Origin of the sequence: Streptomyces sp. NPDC047017 (assembly GCF_040644175.1) — a bacterium.
GTDB lineage: Bacteria > Actinomycetota > Actinomycetes > Streptomycetales > Streptomycetaceae > Streptomyces.
In genome coordinates, this window is record NZ_JBEYVW010000021.1 from 22,145 (window position 1) to 43,589 (window position 21,445).

The 21,445-nt window shown below is 70.7% G+C and carries 19 protein-coding genes and 3 pseudogenes; 12 read left to right on the forward strand and 10 right to left on the reverse strand.

The features are described 5' to 3' along the window. Positions 1 to 343 precede the first annotated feature (343 nt). A complete protein-coding gene (locus ABZ858_RS29700; protein WP_361385297.1) occupies positions 344 to 505 on the reverse strand; it encodes a hypothetical protein in 162 nt (53 codons plus the stop codon). 184 nt (positions 506 to 689) lie between these two features. Here ABZ858_RS29700 and ABZ858_RS29705 point away from each other — a divergent pair, with 184 nt between their 5' ends. The 5 genes and pseudogenes from ABZ858_RS29705 to ABZ858_RS29725 form a co-directional block, all read left to right on the forward strand. Further along, positions 690 to 950: a hypothetical protein gene (locus ABZ858_RS29705; protein ID WP_361385300.1), complete on the forward strand. Its 261-nt coding sequence runs from the start codon at positions 690 to 692 to the stop codon at positions 948 to 950. A 12-nt stretch (positions 951 to 962) separates the two neighbouring features. Further along, positions 963 to 1,535, forward strand: a complete 573-nt coding sequence (locus ABZ858_RS29710) for a hypothetical protein (protein ID WP_361385303.1) — start codon at positions 963 to 965, stop codon at positions 1,533 to 1,535. A 614-nt stretch (positions 1,536 to 2,149) separates the two neighbouring features. Continuing rightward, a pseudogene (locus ABZ858_RS29715) lies at positions 2,150 to 3,268 on the forward strand (DUF6192 family protein). A gap of 3 nt (positions 3,269 to 3,271) precedes the next feature. Then, on the forward strand, positions 3,272 to 3,700 hold the full coding sequence (locus ABZ858_RS29720) for a RacP protein (protein ID WP_361385306.1): 429 nt from the start codon (positions 3,272 to 3,274) through the stop codon (positions 3,698 to 3,700). 62 nt (positions 3,701 to 3,762) lie between these two features. After that, positions 3,763 to 4,359 (forward strand): annotated as a pseudogene (locus tag ABZ858_RS29725) (IS5 family transposase); the annotation flags it as partial. Positions 4,360 to 4,433: 74 nt separating this feature from the next. On the opposite strand, the gene ABZ858_RS29730 reads toward ABZ858_RS29725, so the two are convergent. After that, positions 4,434 to 5,384, reverse strand: coding sequence for an alpha/beta hydrolase (locus tag ABZ858_RS29730; RefSeq protein WP_361385309.1), 951 nt, complete (start codon positions 5,382 to 5,384; stop codon positions 4,434 to 4,436). Positions 5,385 to 5,525: 141 nt separating this feature from the next. Between ABZ858_RS29730 and ABZ858_RS29735 the strand changes: the two genes are divergently transcribed. Then, positions 5,526 to 6,152, forward strand: a complete 627-nt coding sequence (locus ABZ858_RS29735; RefSeq protein ID WP_361385312.1) for a TetR/AcrR family transcriptional regulator — start codon at positions 5,526 to 5,528, stop codon at positions 6,150 to 6,152. 386 nt (positions 6,153 to 6,538) lie between these two features. On the opposite strand, the gene ABZ858_RS29740 is transcribed toward ABZ858_RS29735, so the two are convergent. Next, positions 6,539 to 7,078: a GNAT family N-acetyltransferase gene (locus ABZ858_RS29740; protein WP_361385315.1), complete on the reverse strand. Its 540-nt coding sequence runs from the start codon at positions 7,076 to 7,078 to the stop codon at positions 6,539 to 6,541. 329 nt (positions 7,079 to 7,407) lie between these two features. Here ABZ858_RS29740 and ABZ858_RS29745 point away from each other — a divergent pair. Together ABZ858_RS29745 and ABZ858_RS29750 are read left to right on the forward strand one after the other, a co-directional pair. Beyond that, positions 7,408 to 8,854, forward strand: a pseudogene (locus tag ABZ858_RS29745) (NF041680 family putative transposase). Between the two features lie 146 nt (positions 8,855 to 9,000). After that, the gene (locus tag ABZ858_RS29750; protein WP_361385318.1) at positions 9,001 to 9,618 is read left to right on the forward strand and encodes a DUF6461 domain-containing protein; all 618 of its coding nucleotides are present in this window, start codon (positions 9,001 to 9,003) and stop codon (positions 9,616 to 9,618) included. A 248-nt stretch (positions 9,619 to 9,866) separates the two neighbouring features. Here ABZ858_RS29750 and ABZ858_RS29755 read toward each other — a convergent pair whose 3' ends face one another. The 3 genes from ABZ858_RS29755 to ABZ858_RS29765 form a co-directional block, all read right to left on the reverse strand. Next, positions 9,867 to 10,838 carry an MBL fold metallo-hydrolase gene (locus ABZ858_RS29755; protein ID WP_361385321.1) on the reverse strand — a complete coding sequence of 324 codons (972 nt, stop codon included), beginning with the start codon at positions 10,836 to 10,838 and terminating at the stop codon, positions 9,867 to 9,869. Positions 10,839 to 10,943: 105 nt separating this feature from the next. Next, positions 10,944 to 11,678 carry a hypothetical protein gene (locus ABZ858_RS29760; protein ID WP_361385324.1) on the reverse strand — a complete coding sequence of 245 codons (735 nt, stop codon included), beginning with the start codon at positions 11,676 to 11,678 and terminating at the stop codon, positions 10,944 to 10,946. Between the two features lie 305 nt (positions 11,679 to 11,983). Continuing rightward, positions 11,984 to 12,340 (reverse strand): peptidase inhibitor family I36 protein, encoded by a 357-nt coding sequence (locus ABZ858_RS29765; protein ID WP_361385326.1) that lies wholly within the window; start codon positions 12,338 to 12,340, stop codon positions 11,984 to 11,986. A 338-nt stretch (positions 12,341 to 12,678) separates the two neighbouring features. Between ABZ858_RS29765 and ABZ858_RS29770 the strand changes: the two genes are divergently transcribed. From ABZ858_RS29770 to ABZ858_RS29785, 4 genes are all read left to right on the forward strand, one after another. Then, positions 12,679 to 13,818, forward strand: coding sequence for a sensor histidine kinase (locus tag ABZ858_RS29770; RefSeq protein WP_361385329.1), 1,140 nt, complete (start codon positions 12,679 to 12,681; stop codon positions 13,816 to 13,818). Positions 13,819 to 13,883: 65 nt separating this feature from the next. Beyond that, the gene (locus tag ABZ858_RS29775; RefSeq protein ID WP_361385332.1) at positions 13,884 to 14,558 is read left to right on the forward strand and encodes a response regulator transcription factor; all 675 of its coding nucleotides are present in this window, start codon (positions 13,884 to 13,886) and stop codon (positions 14,556 to 14,558) included. A gap of 309 nt (positions 14,559 to 14,867) precedes the next feature. Beyond that, a complete protein-coding gene (locus ABZ858_RS29780; protein ID WP_361385335.1) occupies positions 14,868 to 15,473 on the forward strand; it encodes a LuxR C-terminal-related transcriptional regulator in 606 nt (201 codons plus the stop codon). A gap of 117 nt (positions 15,474 to 15,590) precedes the next feature. After that, the gene (locus ABZ858_RS29785; RefSeq protein WP_361385338.1) at positions 15,591 to 16,421 is read left to right on the forward strand and encodes an AfsR/SARP family transcriptional regulator; all 831 of its coding nucleotides are present in this window, start codon (positions 15,591 to 15,593) and stop codon (positions 16,419 to 16,421) included. A 492-nt stretch (positions 16,422 to 16,913) separates the two neighbouring features. Here ABZ858_RS29785 and ABZ858_RS29790 read toward each other — a convergent pair whose 3' ends face one another. Genes ABZ858_RS29790 through ABZ858_RS29805 form a run of 4 tightly spaced genes read right to left on the reverse strand, consistent with a single transcriptional unit; the run spans position 16,914 to position 21,340 of the window. Further along, on the reverse strand, positions 16,914 to 17,849 hold the full coding sequence (locus ABZ858_RS29790; protein WP_361385341.1) for a cupin domain-containing protein: 936 nt from the start codon (positions 17,847 to 17,849) through the stop codon (positions 16,914 to 16,916). Then, positions 17,846 to 19,672, reverse strand: coding sequence for an AMP-binding protein (locus ABZ858_RS29795; protein WP_361385344.1), 1,827 nt, complete (start codon positions 19,670 to 19,672; stop codon positions 17,846 to 17,848). Before ABZ858_RS29795 ends, ABZ858_RS29790 begins: the two co-directional genes overlap by 4 nt. Then, positions 19,662 to 21,074 carry an AMP-binding protein gene (locus ABZ858_RS29800; protein WP_361385347.1) on the reverse strand — a complete coding sequence of 471 codons (1,413 nt, stop codon included), beginning with the start codon at positions 21,072 to 21,074 and terminating at the stop codon, positions 19,662 to 19,664. Before ABZ858_RS29800 ends, ABZ858_RS29795 begins: the two co-directional genes overlap by 11 nt. Positions 21,075 to 21,091: 17 nt before the next feature. Then, positions 21,092 to 21,340, reverse strand: a complete 249-nt coding sequence (locus ABZ858_RS29805) for an acyl carrier protein (RefSeq protein WP_361385350.1) — start codon at positions 21,338 to 21,340, stop codon at positions 21,092 to 21,094. Positions 21,341 to 21,445: the final 105 nt, after the last annotated feature.

A 21,445-nucleotide genomic window follows, 5' to 3' on the forward strand; every position in this document is an offset into this window, starting at 1 on the left:
GCAGCCGTGGGAGGGCGTGCGCCCGGCGGAGAGCGGAAGCCCCAGGTCACGAGACCCCGGCGGGGACCGCGACGCCCGCACCGGCGGCGACGCACCCGCCTCTCCGACACCGACACGGACTCCGCCACCGACACCGACACAGCCACCGGCGCCGCTACGACCTCGGACGCGAGGACACGGCCATGATGGCCGACGTCGTCACCGAGTGAACGTACCCCGGCAAGCGGACATGCCCATGATCTCGCGCACCGTACCGCCGTGCCCGGCCGCGCACCGCGTGAGTCACCCCGCGTGGAACTCAGGGGCCCGTCGCGGTCGGGGACGTGTCATTGCGGACGGTGCCTCAGTGGATGCCCCTCTTGTCGATGCGGGGTAGGTGAAAATGTCGGGGCGGCGCGAGGTCGATCAGCCCGTCGTCGATCAGCCGTCCCACCTCGTGGACGGTCTCGTCGCGCACGACACCCGGCGCCACCGGCGTCACCCTCACCGCCCTGGTCGTCCTCATGACCCGGACCCGGGCCCGGCTGACGGCGAGGGCCTCCGCCGTCGACCGCGCCCACGGCTGATGTCGACCGCGCCCACGGCTGATCCGGAGCGCCAACGTCCATATGTACGGGCGTACTTACCGAATGCGTCCCCGGGGCCCGGGTAGTCGGGAGGTTCAGTCGGTCTGGGAGGAGTGACAGCTAGTGGTACCGGAGGAGAAGACGGGGGACCGCGCACTCGGCGCGCTGAAGCCCGGCACCAGACAGCGTGCGCAACTGCGCGTCCGGGTCGCCGACATCGCGTGGACCGCTCTGTGCGCCGTGCTGGCGCTGTGGGCGGTGGCGAGCGCGGTCGGCGCCGTACGAGGGGTGACGGCCTGGGGGTACTGCGCGGTGGCGTGGGTCCTGGCGGCGATCGTGTGCGCGGTGCGGCTCGCCGCGGTCCGGCGCACGAAGCGGATCTGAGGGGGCGGGGGCGTGGAACGGATCAACGTCTTCCTGGCCAGGCACCTGTGGGCACAGACCCTCCTGTCCGTGCTCGTCGCCGCCGCGCTGCTCATGCTGGTCTTCCCGGGACGGTCGTTCGCCGAGGTGGCGGCACGCACCGCCGCCATCTCCCTCGGGGGGATCGGCGTCGCCGCCACCGCGCGGCGCAGGGAGAAGCGGGCCACGGGCGGTACGACGGACGGTGTGGTGTCGCTGGACCAGAAGCTGCGCAAGGGCGAGGTGCCGGCGGAGCCTCGGGAACGCCGGGCGATGAGCGCTCTCGTCGAGCAGCGGCTGCACCGCAGCCGTCACCGCGTGACGGCACTCCTCTTCCTGGCGGCGCTGTTCGTCTCGATCACGGTACTGACGGCCTTCACCTCGGGCCGGCGGCAGACCATCGGCATGGCGGTGTTCACCGTGGTCTTCGGCGGGTGGATGCTCTGGATGAGCAACTTGCAGAACCGCCGACTGCGCACCATGCGCGCGGCACTGCGGGACGAGTCCCCCTCCGGGGCCGCCTCCGGGTCCCCCGCCGAGACCTCTGACGGCGGCTCCCCGGCGTAACACCGGCGGGCCGCGCGCCGGGTGCCGGGCGGGCGCCGCGCGCCGGAGCCGCCTGCCTGTCTCAGTGAACGTCGGCGGGTCTCGTGCCTGTTCCTAAACCGGCTTGCTGAGCGGCCTCGGGCTCTACGCTGGCGGGGTGTCCGAGGACGGCAGGCGTGCCGTGGAGCGGGTGTGCGGGGGCTGTGGTGAACGGCTGTGGCCGGGAGCACGGCCCGATGCTGTGTACTGCTCGGCTGCATGTCGTTCCAGGCAGTGGCGCCGGGACCGCCGGTTGCGCAAGCGGGTGGCCGGGGAGCTGAGCGGTGCTGGCGAGGCCAAGTGCCCCAATTACGGGGCCACTTGGGTGGCCGGGGTCGACCGCCGTTCGAACGCGGTCTACTGCTCACGGCCGTGCGTCACGAGGGCCTGGAGGGCCCGGAAGGAAACGTTCGGCGAACGCTCACAGTGACCGCATCGCGAACGCATCCGGACCCCAACTTCGGTCAGAACCTGGTTAATTGCGGTCTTTCGTTGCGATCGTCGCATTATCGGTCTGACTCTCGGCCCAGGAAGCGGGCCGGGTCTTGTCACGGCCGCGGGGCCGTGCCCCGGCCCCGCGGTGGGTGGTGGATGCCATGCCCGATGAGATGGAGACGAGTGGCAAGGTCGGCAGCGTTAGCGCGAACCGCTATGCGGAGATCGTGGCTGAGCTGCGGAAACTGGTTGAGACGGCCAGTCGTATCCAGTTCACGATCGGCGACTACGCCCTGGAGGTCGAGCCGATGCGCGAGCACGGCGGCTCGGCGCCGGCCGATGAGCTGTTCACGGTCAAGGACTCGCTGTTCCGCCTGTCCGAGGACATCGGGCTGTCGTACTTAACGGTGAAGACCGCGCGGTGGACGGCGTCGAGGTGGCCGGAGGACCGCCGGGCTCAGGGGGTGTCCTTCACGGTCCACAACATCCTGGCGGGCATCGTCGACGACGAGGAACGGTGGGCGACCATCCTCACCCCGCCCGAGGGCAAGGCCCGGTGGACTCCGGATGAGGCCAAACGCCGGACGGGCCGTCAGGTCGTCAAGCCCGTCACTCCGCAGGAGAAGGTCAGCGCGATTCACACCCTGGCCCAGGACGAGAAGGTGGCCGCCCAGGTCACCGGGGATCTGCTGCGGCGTCCGGCGGTCGTCGCGCAGGTCAAGGAGGAGGACAAGGTCCGGGTGGTGGAGGAACTGACCCGTGAGGAGAAGGTCGCGGCGGCCGTCGCCCCGGACTTCCTGCGCCGGCCCGAGGTGGTCGCCCGGGTCACGAAGGCGGACAAGGTGAAAGTCGTGGAGGAACTGACCCGCGATGAGCACGTCGCGGCCGAGGTGACCACCGGCCTGCTCCGGCGTCCGGACGTCGCGTTCCGGGCGATGTCCGACGACACCGCCCGCCACCAGGTCAACCATGCCCAGGTCGAGCGCGGTCGGCAGGCCCGCGAGCACTTCGAGGAGACCAGTCCCGTCGCGCCGGCCATCCGCAACATCGACCGGTCGGTGGAGTTCCTGGACCTGGTCACCGCCTGCCACTCGTTCGTCGCGGCGACCGGGCGGGTCGTCCCGGGTATACGCGACCGCTAGCTCGGCGACGACGAACGCACGATCGTCCACGAGAACGTCGCACGAGTGAGGGCGACGCTGGACTGGATCGAGACCGCGGTGGACACCGGCCAGGTCGACGTCGACGGCGAGCTGGCCCGCCTGCTGCAAGGTGAGTAGGCGATGCCTCGCGCTTCCCAGCGCAGATCGCCCGCCGCCCAGCGACATACCGACACCGTCCGGTTCGTACTCTTCGAGGCCCGCCCGGCCGGTCTGGCCTTCAACCAGCTGGTCAGATCCAGTGAGCTGTCGCCCAGCCAGGCCCGCGCGGGCCCGGCCTGCCTGCGGGACACCATCGCCGAACGCGGCTGGCCCCCGCTGATCTGGACCCGGGTGGACGGCTACAAGTTCTGCTCGGACCCGGCCGAGCTCCAGGCATACGAGGTCGCGATCATCCGGGAGAAGCTCACCGAGATCCGCCGCTTCATCACCGGCGTCGTCGCCCCACACGCCGCCCAGCAGCCCAAGGGCCGGTGGATCAAACACCTGAACACCCAGCTCAGCTCGGTCGAGTCCACGCTCGACGTGATCGCCGACTACATCGACGCCTGACCGGCTGGGCCGGCCGTGAAGCGGCCGGCCCAGTCCCGTCCTTGAAAGGGAGGGAACAGAAGTTGCCGCGGCGCCGCTGCTACCCCTCCGACACGTTCGACGACGAATGGGCCCTGATCGAGTCCCTGCTGCCGCCCCCGGCCTGCGACTCCCCCAAAGGGGGACGCCCGGAGAAGCACCCCCGCCGGGAGATCGTCGACGTCATCCGATACGTCGTCGACACCGGCTGCAAGTGGCGGGCCCTGCCCAGCGACTTCCCGCCCTGGCGGACCTGCTACAACTTCATGGCCCGCTGGGCGGCGACCGGCATCATCGGGCAGATCCGCGACCATCTGCGCAAACGCATCCGCCGCGAGATGGGCCGGGCCCCCGGCGCGGTCGCTACCGTCATCGACTCCCAGTCCGTCAAAGCCGCCGAGACCGTCGGGAAGGACTCCCGCGGCTACGACGGCGCGAAGAAAATCAACGGCCGCAAGCGGCACCTCGTCGTGGACACCAAGGGCCTGCCGCTGTTCGTCATGGTTACCTCCGCCGACATGACCGACCGCGACGCCGCGAAGGAAATCCTGTTCCGGCTGCGGCTGATGCACCCGGAAATCACCATCGTCTGGGCCGACTCCGGCTATGCCGGACAGCTCGTGACCTGGGCGAAGGCCCACAGCGATTGTCGAGAGGTCCAGGTTTTTGCTGTCTCCCTTTGACGCCCAGCGAGTGGTTCCGGATGTTTCACCGGCTAGGCATCGGTGACGTCCCGGGGCGTCGCCGGGTGGAGGGAGTCGATGTCCTCCATGAAACTCAGCATCCGGGCGTTGACGAGGTCGGGGTGGTCGATCTGCGGCCCGTGTCCGGTCGCAGCGACGATCTCGGCGCGGGCGCCGGGAATCACCCGGGGAACGCGTTCGAGCTGACGCTTCGGGTGCACCAGCAGGCTGCGCTTACCCGTGATCAGGTAGAACGGCGTCCGGATGGAGCCCAGCTCGGCGTCGGACAGCGGCAGTGGAGCGGGACGGCGTATCCGGAAGGCCTTCACGCCGGCCTGGATCCAGGTGCGCAGATCCGGGTCGGATATGACCGGCTGTTCCAGCCACTTGGCCAGGGCCGGGCGCAGCCGCTTGGGAGCGAAGGTGGCGAAGAGGCTGGCGAAGATCCAGACGAAGAAGCGGAGCCCCACCTTTTCCAGCCCGCCCGGGTCGAGGGCGGTGACTGAGGCGAGCCGTTCGGGCCGGCGGTAGACCTGGTTGATGACGAGCCAGCCGCCGTAGGAGGAGCCAACGAGGTGGACCTTGTCGAGGCCCAGTGCGTCGAAGGCCTCGTCCATCCACTGGGCTGCCCGCTCGGGTTGCCACATCGGCTCGCGGTGGATGCTGCGGCCCGGGTCGCCGGGGGTGTCAAGGGCGTAGACGGGGCGATCGGCGCTGAGCGCGGCCGTGTTGGGATACCACATCGCGGAGCAACCGCCCGAGCCGTGGATCAGGACGACCGGCGTACGGGACTCGGCCGCCGGGTCCGCGGGGCCGTACCGGTAGACGTGAGTCGTCCCGAAGCTCGTCTCCACGTCGGTCTCGGAGCGGATCGGTGCGCCCTTCGCGTAAAGCACGTCGCAGGCGGCGAAGTAGCGGTCGCGCAACTGGTCGTTGACGTAACGCCCAATGTCGCGGCGCGTTCCGGGCGTGTTCTCGGACATGGGCTACCTCCGTGAGATCCGCTCTTTATGATACGACCGTACCATGGTGGTGATACGGCGGTACCATGAAAAGAAGCCCTCGAGCCGGACCAGACGGCGAACAGGGATCCCACCAACCCACCACGGCCGGAGACACCACGGATGCCCAAGCTCGTGGACCACGATGAACGCCGCACCCAGATCGCTGAAGCACTCATCCAGGTCGCAGGCCGACAGGGCCTGCACGCGGTCGGCATGCGCGACGTCGCCGCCGAGGCGGGCGTCTCACTGCGCCTGGTGCAGTACTACTTCCAGACCAAGGAAAAGCTGCTCTTCCACGGCCTCCAACACCTGACCGACCGCTTCACCGCACGCGTCGGCGCCAGCCTCGCCGCTGCCGGCCAAGACCCGGGCCCCCGCGCGACCATCGAGGCTCTGCTGCTGGCCGCGCTGCCGACCGACGAGGAGAGCCGAATCTTCCACCTTCTCTACAGCTCCTACTCGATCCTGTCCGTGACCGACGAGAGCCTCGCCGCCCAGCCCTTCATCGACAACCCTGACGCCGCCGAGAATGCCCTCACCCGGCTGATCCAACAGGCACAGGAGATGGGCCAAGCCGATGCTGGAGCCGACGCTCGCATTGAGGCGATCAGCCTGCTTGCCATGACGGCAACCATGGGCACCAGCATCCTCGTCGGGCAGCGCACGCCGGAGTCTGCCACCGCGGCACTCCAGTACCACCTCGATAGGATCTTCAGTCGCAGCCAGGCCTCGCTTACGACCCGGTGACTTCCGCTCTTGGCTTCACCGGCATCGGCCTGAGGTGCTGTTGAGCTGGGACATCAGCTCGCGGTTGGTGGCCCGAGTGGCTGCCAGATCCCCGTCGCGTTCACCCAGTTGATCAGTTGCGGTGCACGTGCGCCAGGCGCGCAACGATAGACAAAGCGATCTTCAGCCTGTCGCAGGTCAGTAGTCGAAGGCGGCCAGGACGCGGTGGCGTCCGCGGACTGAATCGTCAGAGGATGCCTTCGCGAGCGGGTCGGCAGGCAGCGGCCAGCTAACGCTTCCCCGCCTGGCCGGATACCGCTCGCGGCAGAACGGATGCCGGCCTACCTTGTGGCTCAGCTCGGAACATTGAACGGTCTTCGGCGAGGGACCACACACTCGGAGTGCGCTCAGCCAGGCAGTTTCGCTGCGTAGATCCAGTCGAAGCCGTCGTATCCGGGGCCGTCGAGGTGTTCTGCCCGCATCAGGTCGGCACGTACCGCCACGCGCTGCGAGGCAGCGTTAGCTGGTCGGACTCGGGCGATCAGCGGGAGGTCGGGAACGTGGCGCGATACCCAGTCGGTCACTGCGGTCGCCGCCTCGCTGGCGAAGCCCTGGCCCCATGCCGAGGCGGCGAAACGGTAGAAGAGGTTCAGAACGTTCATGCCATTCAGGTCCATGGGCTTGACCCCGCAGAACCCCAATTGCCGGGCAGAGCTGTGACGTCGGACGACCCAGTACCCGTATCCGCAGCTCCGCCATTGGTTGTTCCAGCGCTGATAGAGCTCCTCGGCCTCTTCAGATCGGGCGAGGGCGTCGGAGGGATTGTGCAGGCAGGTTGCGGGGTCACTGTGGATCGCGAAGATTGCATCGATGTCGGCTTCGGTCGGACGCCGCAGTGACAGTCGGGCGGTCGACAGCTCTTCGCCTGCCAGCTCCCATTCGCTCATACGAAGATCGTAGAGGCATGAAGATGGCGGCGATGTGGAGTCCGGCGAGGTAGATAGTGGCGGACTCGCTCTCGGCCTCAGTCGTTCAGTACAGCCCCCACACACCCGCCCTCCGGGCCGCCGGGCACCGTCGGACGCTGACCCAGCCTATAGGCACCAACGTCACCCAGAACCGGAGATATGGAACAGGCACTCAGCTTGTTCTTTTTCTTCTGGCCTCGAACGGTGTCCCGAACGAGGTCACTCACCTGGGCATTCGCCGGACATGAGGGTGGCCTTCGTCTGATCCTGTGCTCCGTCACGAGGAGAACCAGTCGAAGGCCGTTGTCATGAGTGTGATGTGCCCGGATGTCCGACGGGAAGCGTTAGCGGAAGCGTCACGCTTCCGAGCAGAGTTCTACGAGTGTCTGACCGCCCGACGTGACGAACTGTTCGAACTGACCGACGCGCTGTTGTGCGTCGAGGGGCCGGTCACCTCGCCGGTGGACCTGACGATGGTGCCCGAGCACCGGCGTGGGCACGGAGCGTTGTACGGAGCCCTCAACCAGGGCAGGATCGGCGTCGAGGGTGCTCGCCGGGCTGCCGTTGCCCCGGTTCGAGGGCGGCCGCCTGGTGCTGGCGGTCGACGTGTCGCCGTGGCTGCGCTCGGACGCACCGTGCTCGGCGGACCGGCTGTTCTGCCACGTCTACGGCCGGGCGAAGTCCGCCTCCCAGTTCATCCCAGGGTGGCCGTACTCCTTCGTCGCCGTCCTCGAACCGGGAGCCAGCTCGTGGACGTCGGTTCTGGACGTGGTCCGGCTCGGACCCGAAGACGATGCGACCGCAGTCACCGCCGCCCAGCTCCGCGCCGTGGCCGAGCGGCTCATCTCAGCCGGCCAGTGGGCGCCCGGTGACCCGGACATCACGATCGTCATGGACGCGGGTTACGACGTCACCCGCCTGGCCTGGGTCCTGCGGGATCTTCCTGTTGAGTTGGTCGGGCGGGTCCGCAGCGACCGGGTGATGCGGCTGCCGAAGCCCTCGGCCAAGGCATACGCCCTGGCCTATCCCCAGGGCGGACGGCCGCCGAAGCACGGCAAGGAGTTCCGCTTCGCCCAACCCGAGACCTGGCCCGAAGCGGCGATCACCACCGTCGCCGACACCGCCAACTACGGCAAGGCCGAGGCCCAGGCGTGGGACCGTGTCCACCCGAGGCTGACCCACCGCTCGGCCTGGCTGGAGCATGACGGTGAACTCCCCCTCGTTGAGGGCACTTTGGTCCGGCTGAAGGTCGAGCACCTCTCCAAGGAACGGGAAGCACCGCCGGTCTGGCTGTGGTCCTCCAAGACCGGCGCCTCCCCGGCAGACGTGGATCTGTGGTGGCAGGTGTTCCTCAGGAGATTCGACCTTGAGCACACCTTCAGGTTCACAAAGCAGACTCGCGGCTGGACCACCCCGAAGGTCCGTACTCCCGAGGCCGCGGACCGGTGGACGTGGCTCGTCGTCGCGGCCCACACCCAACTCCGCCTCGCCCGGCCGCTGGCCGCCGACCTCCGTCGCCCCTGGGAGAAGCCGGCCAAGCCCGAACGCCTCACCCCGGCCCGGGTCCGCCGGGGGTTCAGGAACATCCGAGCCCACCTGCTCTGCCCGGCCCGTGTTCCCCAACCCCGCGGCACCGGCCCCGGACGCCCACCCGGCACCAAGAACCGGCACCCCGCGCCCCGCTACGACGTCGGCAAAACCGTCAAACGCCCCGAGACCCTCAAGGCCATCGGCAGACCCGGCCGATCTTGGTAGATATAGAGCAAGCCGAGTCCGTTCCGTCGCCCCAGCACGCTGCGCCTATGGATGGTCGGGAGAACAAGTGAGGCCGATAGTCGGCCGTGACGGGCTGCGGCGGCTGGCCGGTGGCCTGTCAGTGGCACCTGGCACCATGGCCACCCATGAACGCTGAATCGGCCGACCGCTCCTGGCTCCGCGACTTCCACCGCGGCTTCCTGCTTGAGGGCTACACCCTGACGCTGGTTCGCGGGCTTACTCCGCGTGAGTACCTCGACCGCATCGGCGCCCAGCCGCAGGAAGACTGCGACGGCTTCGACGACTTCATCGCCCGGGACCGAGAATTCCAGGACGATCAGGACGACTGGGGCGACCGCATGTTCGTCGGCGCCGCCCTGGTCCACGACGAAGACACCGACTGGGTCCTGGCCCTCGAGATCAACGGCGGCATCGAGATCCACACCGATGCGATGAAGCACGCCACTCGCGGCACCCGCGGCGTCTCGCACTTCCGCAGCCCGAACGCCATGTCCCTGTTCTCCTGGTGGGAGGACGGTGAGCTGCGCACTCGCTTCGAAGGTCCCCTCCATCGAGAAGGCAGCACACCGGACCACCTCCTCGACCTCATGCGCCAGACGGGGTTCGACCTCGAAACCGGCGCCTACGACCTGGAGAATTACGTCGCACTCGCGGAAGAGCTCACCGGCGTCCACCTGACTGAGAACATGCTCGAAGACGGCACCTACTCCACGGGCACCGTCGAGATCCCCACCGAGCACTGAACCGGTGTCGTCATCGACGTCACCGATACGCACGACACCCGCACCTACACCAAGCTCCCCAACCCCGCGCACGATCAGCGTTAGATCGGCTGCAAGGCCATGTGGGTAGATAAAGAACAAGCTCAGCGGAGCTTGGCGGTGGGGGTTGACCAGGACCGAGCCGGCGAGAGACCGCCCCTCCCCGCACACCGACCACGAAGGTGACGTGGGCCCCACCGGAGGCGGGAGGTCGGCGGGGCCCGCGTGTGTCACTGCGCGGCAGATACTGCCTGGGAGCGGCGCCAGGCGATGTGTGAGGCGGCCTCGGTGACGGCGACGAGGTCGGGGGCGGAGGTGTCGCGGTCCAGGTGACGCCACTCGGCGGCGAGTGTGATGGCCAGCCGCTCCGGCAGCCCGAGTCCGGGATAGCGGTCCTCGGCGAGGAGGATCTCCGCGGCCTCCACGGGCGTCTTGCCCTGGCCGTGCAGGAGAAGCGCGTGGTCGGCGAGATCGTCGAGGTAGTCGATGTGGGCGCGCAGGCCGGCCGGGTCGAGAAGCGGTCCGTGACCGGGGACGATCCACTCGGGGTCGAGAGCGAGGATGCGCTCGCAGGCGGTGGAGACGGCCTCCAGCGGGCCCGCCCAGTGGGAGGGATGGTCGCCGTTGAAGACGATGTCGCCGGCGAACACGACGCGCTGTTCGGGGAGATGGACGACGAGGTCGCCGGCGGTGTGGGCCGGGCCGACTTCGTGGAGTTCCACGGGGATGTCGCCGACGGTCAGGTCCAGGCGGCCTTCGAAGGTTCGAGTCGGCGGAACGACCTGTATGCCGGCGAAGTCGAATATCCCGAAGTGCTCCCGGAAATACCAGCCCAGCGGCGTTCCCGGGTCCGTGTTCTCGGCGAGCGCGCGCAACTGCTGCGGCGTCGGCTCGTGACACAGATGATCGAGGGTGCCGCGCGTCGCGATGACATCGGCACCCGGGAGGCACTGGAGGCCCCAGGTGTGGTCACCGTTGCCGTGGGTGGCCACGACCGTGTCGAAGCCGGCGCCCGGAGCGGCCTGCCGCGCCGCGTCCAGGAACACCCGGGTGAGCGCCGGCGTGTACGGGGTGTCGATCACGAGCGCGTCCGTACCGGAGGTGACCAGGCCGCAGTTCGCGAAGCCCCAGGCGTTGTGGACGCCGGGAGACCACATGTGGACGCCGGGGGCCACCTGGTGCAGGGAAGGAAGAGTGTTCATGATCGAGCATTGTCGTAGGCCCCGGTGACGACCCGGTGGCCGCCCCCTGCGAAACGATCACCGGCGCGGTCACCGCCTCGTCCGCCTCCTGTGCACGTGCGCTCGTCAGGGACGTGGCGTCGCCGCCGTCCCCAGCCGTTTCAGGGCGCGGTCGACGGCTTGCCGGTACGCGCGGATCTCAGGTGTCCGCTCTTCTTCGATCCGGTCGCGACAGCGGGCATCGAGGGAGCGCACGACGCGAGCCCGCCCGGTGAGCCGATCGCACTCGGCGTCCGCCACCGCCAGAGCCGTCTCCTGCCTCCGTACGTCCGCCCGGGCGGCGGGGGCGGCCTTTTCGTAGGAGGCGGCGATCCGGCCGCGGGCCTCCTGCGGTGTCGCGTAGCGCAGACCTCGCCGGGTCATGCACGTGCTCCACGGCCGTACGGTCGCCGCCAGCCGCCGGTCCTTGGCGATGAGGTCGTCGACCTCGTAGGGGAGGTTGGCCACCACAGTGCTCGCGACGAGCCACTTCCTGAGATCCCCGTACAGGTCCTGTTCTGCCCGGGACAGGCATCCGTCGGTGTACAGGAAGACCACTTCGCCGTTGGGCAGCGTGGCGTCGACACGATGGGCGGCGGTGCCCATCAGCGCGTCGGTGTAGAGGGTCCGCCGCCGGGGCGAGAGACCTTCGACGTAGGCGTCGTCGGGTGAGGCGGGTGCGCTGCGGGCGCCGGCTGCGAGGCCGTAGCCGCTCTTGCGGTGCAACGGGACATCGTCGCCGTAACGCCAGTCCTGCGCCTTGTCGGCGGGCTCCGGAGGCTGCCACCGATTCGGCTCGTAGACCCAGCCGCGTGCGGTCATGCACCGGCGCGTGAGTGCCTCCTTCGCGTCGAACAGCCGCTTCAGATCGCGGTTGTCGCCTCGTACGGCGGCGACGTCCTGGCCGTGGAGGGGCGCAGGCCGGGCGGGACCGCCCGAGCACGACGTCAGAAGGGCGGCACACAGGGCCCAGGCGCTCACCGCGGCGGCCACGTGCCTGGTTCGTCGGATTCCGGGGGGCATGACAGGGCCTTCTCCTCGGCGGGAACCGGCCCCGGAGCCGAGTGGCCCCGGGGCCGGTCGATCGGACTGTGACGGAGGTCTCTAACAGACGCCGAACGGCTCTGTCAGCAGGCCCAGGTCCACTTGTTGCCCTCCCCCTTGTTGGCGGGGTTGTGGTGCCACCACCCGTGGTTCTGGGGGAGGCACCCGAGGACCCTGCCGCCGTCGCCGATGAGCTGCACGCCCATGCCGGAGGTGCCGGAGTTCCAGGAGGACTGGTCGTTGTGCCAGCTGCCGTAATTCCGCCAGCTCGGGTTGCTGTCCTTGTAGGCGTAGCGGGTGCCTTCGTAGCTGTCGAGGGTCCACACGCAGTAGTACCCGGCCACGCAGGTCTGCGCCTGAGCCGATGCCGGGGCGGCCGTGGCGGTGCCGGCGAGCACACCGGTGGCGGCCAGGGTGAGCGCGGACGTCGCGACAGCCAAGCGAGTGCGGAGTTTCACTGGGGCACTTCCTCTCCTCGGTTCTGCGGATCGGGCAGAAGCGGGCTCCTGATCCGGACTCGGCGCCGGTCCTGTCCGGTGCCGGCAGCCCGGAGGCGGTCGTTGCTGGTGGTGCTGCGGGCAAACCTAGGAGGCTGTGCCGGCCGAGTCATCGGACGGCCGGTCGAGTCCCGTCTCAACCTGCGGCGTACAGACGCCGCCTCGCTGCGGCCGGCGGTGTACCGCGCGTGGACCAGGGAGGTACGCCCTTCTGGCTCTCGGGCCGACGATCCCGGAGGGCGGGGTGTGTCACCATGACGGCCGCGAGCGGGGAGATGAGGGTGCGCAGAGCTGTGGACATCGCGTTGGCGCTGGCACTGGCGGTGAGCGGGTGCCTGGCGGGGGCGTTCTACCACCCGGCCCCATGGCCCGCGTTCGATGCCGTGGCCTGCGCATGGACCTGCGCGGCGGCGCTGCCGCTGGTGGCACGGCGGGACGCGCCGACAGTGACTCTCGTGCTGTGCACGGCGGGTGTGACGGGCTATCTGGCCCTGGGATACCAGCCGTCACTCAACTCCTGGATACCGGCGATCGCCCTGTTCAACCTCGCCGCGCGGCGCCCGTGGACCCGCACGGCGGCGGGCGCCGGGCTGACCGCGGCGGCCACCGCGTACAGCGGCTGCGCCGCGCGGCTGCACCCCGTGGTCATCGCCGTCCAGGCCCTGATCGTGCCGGTGGTCGCGGCCCTCCTCGGGCGCGGACAGCGGCTGCTGGCCGACCGCAACACGGAACTGCGCCGGCTCACCGAACTGCTGGCGCGCCGGCAGGAGACGGAGGCGGCGCAGGCGGTCGCCGACGAACGGCTGCGCATAGCCCGCGAACTGCACGACGCCATCTCCCAGCACATGACGGTCGTCACCCTGCAAGCGGGGCTGGCCGAGTACGTGTTCTCCACCGACCCCGCGACCGCCCACACAGCCCTGCGCACCGTGGCCGGGGCAGGACGCCAGGCCATGAACGAACTGCGCAGGCTCCTGGTCGTCCTGCGCGCCCACGACGCGCACACCGAGATCCCGCCCGGCGAGCTGCTCCCCGGCATCGCCTGGATCCCCCGCATGGCACAGGACATGGAAGCCTCCGGCCTCCACGTCGACACGCACATCGCGGACCTGCCGCCCGCACTGCACCCCGGAATCGAATGGTGCGCCTTCCGCATCGTGCAGGAAGCGCTCACCAATGTGATCAAGCACTCCGCCGCGACCAGCGCACAGGTCAGCGTCACCTGCGCGCCAGGGGTCCTGCGGATCAGCGTGGTGGACGACGGCGGGAGCAGAACTGACCGGAAAACGGTCCCGCCGGGCTCCGGTGCCGGGTTGATCGGCATGCGCGAACGCGTCAGGATCTGGAATGGCTCCCTGACCGCGGGGCAGCGCACACAGGGGGGCTTCGCGGTACGCGCGCTCATCCCTCTGGACAGTTGACCGGACCTGCACCACAACAGTGGGCGCCCGCCGCACTCGCGGGGCGCAGATCGGGGGAGAACGCCGTGCCGGGGATCCTGGTGGTCGACGATCAGTACCTGATCCGTGCGGGAATCGTGGCCCTGCTGCGAACCAACCCCCGACTCCCCGCGGTGAGCGAGGCGGTCGACGGGCCGACCGCGATCGAGAGCGCCCGCGGCCTGCGGCCCGAGGTCATCCTCATGGACATCCGCATGCCCGGCATGACCGGGCTCAGCGCCGCCCGGCAGATCCTCGACCTCGACCTGCGGCCCCGCCCCCGCATTCTCGTCCTGACCACCTACGACACGGACGACTACGTCTACGCCGCGCTCAAGGCCGGCTGCAGCGGATTCCTCCTCAAGGACATGCCGCCCGGACAGCTCCTCGACGCGGTGTCGGCCACCCTCCACGCCGACCTCCTGATCGCACCCGCCCGGCTGAAACACCTCATCGAAGTCCACGCACCCGCGGCCCGCCCGGCGGCCATGACCGCGCTGGACCAGCTCACCGGGCGGGAGATCGAAGTACTGGAACTCGTCGGCAGGGGAATGGCGAACGACGACATCGCCCGCCGGATCCACGTAACCGAGTCGACCGTCAAGACCCACCTCCACAACCTCATGACCAAACTCGGCCTCCGCAGCCGCGCCCAGGCTGTCGTGGTCGCCTACGAAACCAGGCTGGTCCCCGTCGGCGGGACCCTGGCACCGGGCATGTGAACTCCGCCTGGGCCGCGAATTCGGCCAGGACGCGGGCGCTCGCGGCGGTCAGGCGCCCCTCTCGGCGGTGAAGTGAGGTGCCCGGGGAAGTCGACGGCGACGTCAGATCGTCCCCCCTCGTGCCGTGCGTTCCGCCGGTCGGCCCCGGCGCTCTGGATTCGTCACTGATCAGGACTTGATCACCGTGCGCCAGCATGGTGGTGGACGTCTTCCGCCGGGGAGGTCCGTCGGCGGGGAGCCGTCAGGACGGAGCCCGCGTCGGTTTCACCCGGGTCGGCCAGGGTGCAGTCGTAAGCCACAGGAGCACGGATGAATCGTTCTTCGCTGATCACCGGAAGGGAGGTCCTGGTCTTTCTCGACCGAAGGCAACAGGTGCAGTACGGAAGTCCGGAATTCTTCCGGCAGTTCGCAGCCGCGGGTCAGGAACTGCACGGAAGACCGTTCCGCCACCTCGTGGCACCGGACCTCCGCGCGACCCTCGACCAGCACCTGCACCAGCTGCTCGCCGGCACCCGGGACCAGTTCAGCCACGCGACGGCACTGCTGCGGCGGTCCACCCCGCCGCTCGACGCCGTCCTGACCGCGACGGCCCTGCACGGCAGTTCACCGAACAGGGCTGTCGCCATTCAGCTCGCCCTCCCCGCGGGCGTACCCGCTCAAGGGGCCGTGAGCGCCGGCCCGAGCATCAGCGAGATGGCGGCGAAGGTGCTGGAGGGGACCGCCGCCGGACTGACCTCGGAATTCCTGGCGTCGCGCCTGTTCATCAGCCGGCAGACCGTCGAATACCACATCTCCCGCATGCTGCGGCAGTTCGACATACCGAACCGGGTGGCGCTGATCGCGCACGCCTATTCGACGGGAATCCTGAAGACCAACGCCTGGCCGCCCCGGGTCGCCGACGAGTTCGTCAAGTAGGGACCGGGACAGACCGGTCCGCCGCTCCCCGTCCGGCAGACAAGCCGATCACGTGTCACCGTTTCACAGAATGGGGTAGGAGTGGAGTTCGCGCCCAGCGCATGGCTGAACGACGGAATGCTTCGCACCGGTGCCGCCCGCGGCACGGCGGCCGAGCCCGGCCTCACACAGCTGAACCTCCTCGGGCCGCTGGAGATCCTCGTGTCGGGCGTCACCATGTCCCCGGGCGGAGCGAAGCCGCAGATCCTCTTCGCCTACCTGTGCCTCAACGTCAACCGGCATGTGTCGGTCGGCGACATCATCGAGGCCACGTGGGGAGAGCGTCCGCCGTCGAGCGCCAGGAAGAACGTACAGCTGTACGTCAGCCGGCTGCGCAGGCAGTTCCACCGGGCGGCCGACATCCGCCTGATCACCACGGGCGACGGCTACCAGCTCTCGGCCGAATCCGGTCAAGTGGACCTGGAGCGGTGCCGGCGGCTGGGGCAGCTCGGCAAGGAGAAGCTCCGAAACGGCGCGCCCGGAGAGGCGGCCGGGCTCCTGGGCGAGGCGATCCGGCTGTGGCGGGGCAAACCCCTGAGCGGCCTGACCAAGACCCTGTTCATGCAGGGCGAGGCCGCCCGGCTGGAACAGTTCAGGCTCGGCCTGCTGATGAACTACTTCCAGGCCCAGCTCGCGGACGGCCAGCATTTCGAGATCATTCCCGAACTCCTCGCCGCGGTCGCCGATCACCCTCATCAGGAACGGCTGCGTGCCGGTCTCATGCTGGCCCTGTGGCGGTCGGGCCAGCGCCGTGCCGCGCTCGCCGCCTATCGCGAGGCGTACCAGCTTCTCGCCGACGAGCTGGGCATCTCCCCGGGGCGGCAGCTGCACGCGCTGCACCAGGCGATCCTGGCCGACGACGCCGAGGTCATGGGCGGTTGCACGGCGCAGTGGAGCGTCGCGCAGTGAGGCCCGTGCTCCAGGTCCGCCGCCTCACCCGCGTACGGTCCGCCGTCTCACCCGCATACGGTCCGCCGTCTCACCTGCGAATGGGCCGCCGCCTCATCTGCTTATTGATCGGGCGTTGATCGCGGGCTGCCATCATGGCGAAGCGCCGCACACCCCGGCGGCGCGCAGTCCAGAAACACCACAGAAATGGGCATACAGAGTGACTTTGCGCAAGGGTGACAAGTCTTCGCGTCTGTGTCGTTCGTTCGCGGCGCTGGCATTGGCGGTCCTCGTGAGCGGCGTCGGCGCGAGCGCGCTGAGCGGCGCGGCGCCGGACCGTCCGTTCTCCGGCCCGGCGAGCCACCACGAGCTGGCCGGGGACCAGGCAAGTCCGGTGTGGAACAGCACGGGCTCGGAGTGCGAAACGTGCAACCAGCTATGACCTGTCACGGCGTGGCCGGCCGCCTCGTGGGACCGGCCCGCCGCTGACCTCCTGGGCCCGGGGCCGCCCGCTCACCGGTGACCGGTGCGCCCGGCGGCCAGGTCGCTGAGCGAGACCGGTACGCCCGGCGCGGGCAGCGCGGCGAGCCTGCTCCGCCTCGCGTGGTCCACCAGATCCTGAGGGGTCAGGTCCGCCACCGCCTTGCTGATGTGGTCGAGCATGGCGGTGGCGGCGGCGAGCAGGGACGCCTCGTCCAGCGGGCGGGCCTCGACGTCCATGGCCCTGGCCGACAGCCTCTGCAGGCTGCGGAACAGGTCGCCCTTGTGGACCTCCCGGATCGTCAGCGACAGGTGCGCGGACAGGCCCTCGCTGCCGACGGCCACATGAGGGAAGCCGCGCGGAATGTACAGGACCTCACCGGCGTGCACGGTGGTGCGCAGGACCTCGGCGGGCGGTTCCCCGTCCACGCGCCCTTCCTGCCAGTCGCCGTCGGCCGGGCCCTCGTGGACCCGCCAGTCCTTGCTGCCGCCCAGTTGGAGGACGAGCACGTCGGCGTCGTCGCGGTGCAGCGGGGCCCCCTGCGCGCCCGGCGGCGTGACGAAGCAGAACGCCTCCACCGGCCGCCGGAGTTCGGCCGACAGATCCGCGAGCAGGTCGCGGGTGGGGCCGTGCCACTGGTCGACCCTGCGCATGAGCAGGGTCGCACCCCGCTCGATCAGCGCCCGGATCTTCCCCTGGTCGGCGAAACCGGCGTACGAGGTGTGGTTGACGGAGCGGGCCGAGAAGTAGGCGTCGGGGGGAAGCGGCCCCTCGGGGCCGGTCATCTCCACATACGGCTCGTGCAGGAAGCCGGTGGCGAGGGCCTCGTCCACGTCGGCCAGGGTGAAGGGACTGGCCAAAGGCCCGTCGGGAGTGAAGACGCCGGGGCGGCGGCGCCAGTGGCCGGTGGCGAAGGCCGCCGGATCGCCGACCCACCGGGACAGTGTCGTGGCGTGTGCGATGTTCATGACGTGCGTTCCCTCTCGTACTCGGCTGGTGCCCGCCGCGGTACGCCGGGCCACAGGACGGGCAGGGCGCCCTGTTCGAAGCGCCGTCTCGTCTCCAGGACCCGGACCTTTCCGCTGGTCGTCACGGGAAGGCCGCCCCTGGGCAGCAGGGCGACCTCCGACACGTACAGGCCGAGGGCCTGCGCGAGACGCCGCCGGACCTGGGCGGCCACCTGGGCGGGAGGCGGTGCGCCGGGTCCGTCGGACGCCTCCGCCACCAGGCACAGGCGCTCGCCGGAGTCCCCGCCCGCGGCGGCGAAGACCGCGCACCGGCCCGGTCTCAGGCCCGGTACGCCGGCGCAGGCCGTGAGGATGTCCACCGGGTGGAAGTTGCGGCCGTGGTGGACGAGTACGTCGTCGGACCGGCCGAGGACGAACAGCTGGCCGCCGTGCAGGAATCCCAGGTCCCCGGTGGCGTGCCAGCGGGAGAGCCGGGCCGGCGCCCGCCAGTAGCCGCGGGACAGCTGCGGGCCCTGGACATGGATCTCGCCCACGCCCTCCTCGTCCTGCCGGCCGTCGCCGACGCGTACCCGGGTGCCGGGCAGCGGCACCCCCGAGGAGAGCAGGGCGACGGAGGAGGCTCCCGGCCCGGCAGGGACCACGCGGCCGGCGCGGAGCGCGTCGGCGGCGACGGTGAGCCGGAGCGGCGGGACGGCGGGGGTGGTGCCGGTGACGGTGAGGGTGGCCTCCGCCATGCCGTAGGAGGGGCACAGGGCTCCGGCCCTGAACCCCGCGGCCGCGAACCGCTCGGTGAACCGCTCGGCGGTGGCGGCGCGGACCACTTCCCCGGCGCTGCGGGCCACGCGCCAGGTGCGCAGGTCCAGGGTGGCCGCCTCGGCGTCGGTGGTCCGGCGCGCACACAGGTCGTACGCGAAGTCGGGAGCACTGGAGAGCGTGCCGCGGCGGGCGGTGAGCGCGCGGAGCCACTCCGCCGGGCGCCGGGCGAAGCAGTCGGGGGACATGAGCACCGACTCGTACCCGGTGAACAGCGGTCTCAGGACGCCGGTGATCAGGCCCATGTCGTGGTGGAGCGGCACCCAGGTCACGGCGACGTCCGCCGGGCTCTCACCGTAGAAGGAGGCCGCCTGGCGGCAACTGGCCAGCAGCGCGCGGTGGCTGACGACCACACCCTTGGGAGAGCCGGTCGAGCCGGAGGTGTACTGGAGGAAGGCGGGCGCGTGCGGGCTCACCGGGCTCACCCGGGCGCCGGGCGCGCCACCCGGCACGGGCGCGCCACCCGGCACGGGCGCGCCACCCGGCACGGGCGCGCCACCCGGCACGGGCGCGCCGCCGGGCACGGGCGCGGTGGCGCCCTCCGCCCGCAGCTCCTCCCAGGTGGCGACCCTGGGCCGGGTGGCCGGGCCGCCCAGCGCGCGGTGGACGGTGTCCCGCCACGCCTCCGTGGTGATCACCAGGGCCGGGCGGCAGTCCGCGGCGATGGCGCGCAGTCCTTGCTCGAACGCCTCCGTGCGGGTCGTCCGCGGGACGGGGGCGGGCACCGCGACGAGCCCGGTGGCGAGCGCGGCCAGCAGGACGGCGGTGAAGGCCCCGTCGTTCGGCAGCACCAGGACCACCCGTTCCCCGGGTGCCGGGTCCCGGCGGCGCAGCGCGCGGGCGGTCGCCTCCACGAGGCGACCCAGCTCGGCGAAGGTCAGCCGGTCACCGATCCCCTCTTCACCCCAGCGGGTCAGGGCGATGGCGTCCGGCCGCTGCCGGGCGTGCCGCCGGAGCCATCCGGCGGCGGTGCCCGTGGGGTGCCCGGCTTCGCTGCCGTCAGACGGCATGGGGCGCGCTCCCGGCCAGGGTGAGGAGAACGGCCCGCCGCAGTTTTCCGCTGGGCGTACGGGGCAGGGAGCCGGGGGCCGCCAGGACGACGCGGGGGCAGGGCAGTTCGAGCATGTCCGCGGTGGCCTCGATGGCGGGCACCGGGTCCTGGAAGGCGCTTCCGACACGGTGTTCCACGAAGCACACCGGCTCGTCACCGGGACCGTCGAGGACGGCCGCGTCGGTGACTCCGGGCAGCAGGCGGATGTCGTGTTCGAGGCGGGCCGTCCGGATCTGCCGGGGGCTCTCGGCGCGGCCGAGGACGAACAGGTAGCCCTCGTCGTCGACATGGCCCACGTCGCCGGTCTTCAGCACGTCCCCGTCCGCCGGGTCCCGGTCGGCCGCCCGCGGCCGGATGCCTATGTCCCCGGTCTCGCCCGCGGGCAGCGGCCGGCCGTCCCGGGTGATCTCGACCCGGATGCCCGGAAGGGGCCGCCCGACCGATCCGGGCCTGGCCAGCCACTCGGCCGTGGTGATCTCGGTGACGACGCCCTGCGAGGTGCCGTAGTACTCGTGCAGGACCGGTCCGAACAGGTCGACGGCCGCGCGTTTGACCGAGGGCGGGCAGGCGGCCCCGCCGTGGAAGACGACCTGGAAGCGGTGGTGCGGTGCCTCGCCCGCCTCGACGACGTCGGTCAGCCGGTCCGGGCTGAGCATGGCGCTGTCCGCGCGGTACCGGTCGGCCAGTTCCGCGAACGCGCCGGGGGACCAGGACCGCTGGACGACGACCGTGCTGCCGGCCTGGAGCGCGTACAGGGCGGGGCCCAGCGTGCCCAGGTGGTAGGTGGGGTTGGCCATCAGGTGAGGGCCGCGGCCGGTTCCGGCGCCGTAGCGTTCGACGACCGCGACGCCCTGGTACGGCCTGCGCGGGCGGGCGCGCGCCACGGCCTGGGGCAGTCCGGTGGTGCCGGAGGTGGCGAAGACCAGGCGGCCCGCGGCGGGCGGGCGCGCGGACGCGTCCGTGCCGTCCGCCCGGGTCGCCGTCAGCTCCGCGTCGGTCCAGACGGGGCAGGGCAGGCCGGGGCCGCCTTCCCACGGTCGCGCGGACAGGTGCGCGGCCGTGGCCACCGATGTGAGCAGGGACGATCCCAGGGGGAGTGCGAGCAGGTCACGGTCGATCGGGAACAGGCCGAAGCCGTGGCGCAGCGCGGCGAGGGCCAGCGCGAAGAAGGCGGGCCCGGTGGGGAGGTCGGTCGACACGGTCGCGCCGTCGGGCAGCCCCCGGGCGCGCAGGCCGCGGGCCAGGGCGTCGGCCCGGCCGACGAGGTCGCCGTAGGTGATCTCCTCGTCGTCCGCGATCACGGCCGCGCGGTCCGGGTCGGTCCGCGCGGTGGCCCACGGGTCCCACAGATAGGGCTTCATGATTCCTCAGCGCTTCCTCAGTGCTTGGCTGTCGACGGGACGGGAACCGGCCGCGCCAGCGCGGCGGCGAGGGCGGCGAGACTCGGGGCGGCGACGATCACTTCGACGTCGACCTCGGTGTCCAGGCGTTCCTCCAGGCGGATGCTCAGTTCGACCGCGGTGATGGAGTCGCCCCCGAGGGAGAAGAAGTCGTCCTCGGGCGTGACCGGGGGGCCGAACACCTCGCTCGCGGCGGTCAGTACCTCGTCGATGGGCGTGTCGGACATGGCGCCTTCTCTGCTGGGTGAGGGGACGGGGGTCGTCTTCGGGCGCGGCGGGGAGGCGGAGGGCTGCGGACGCGGCGGGGAGGCGGAGCGCCGCCGGGTCCCGCG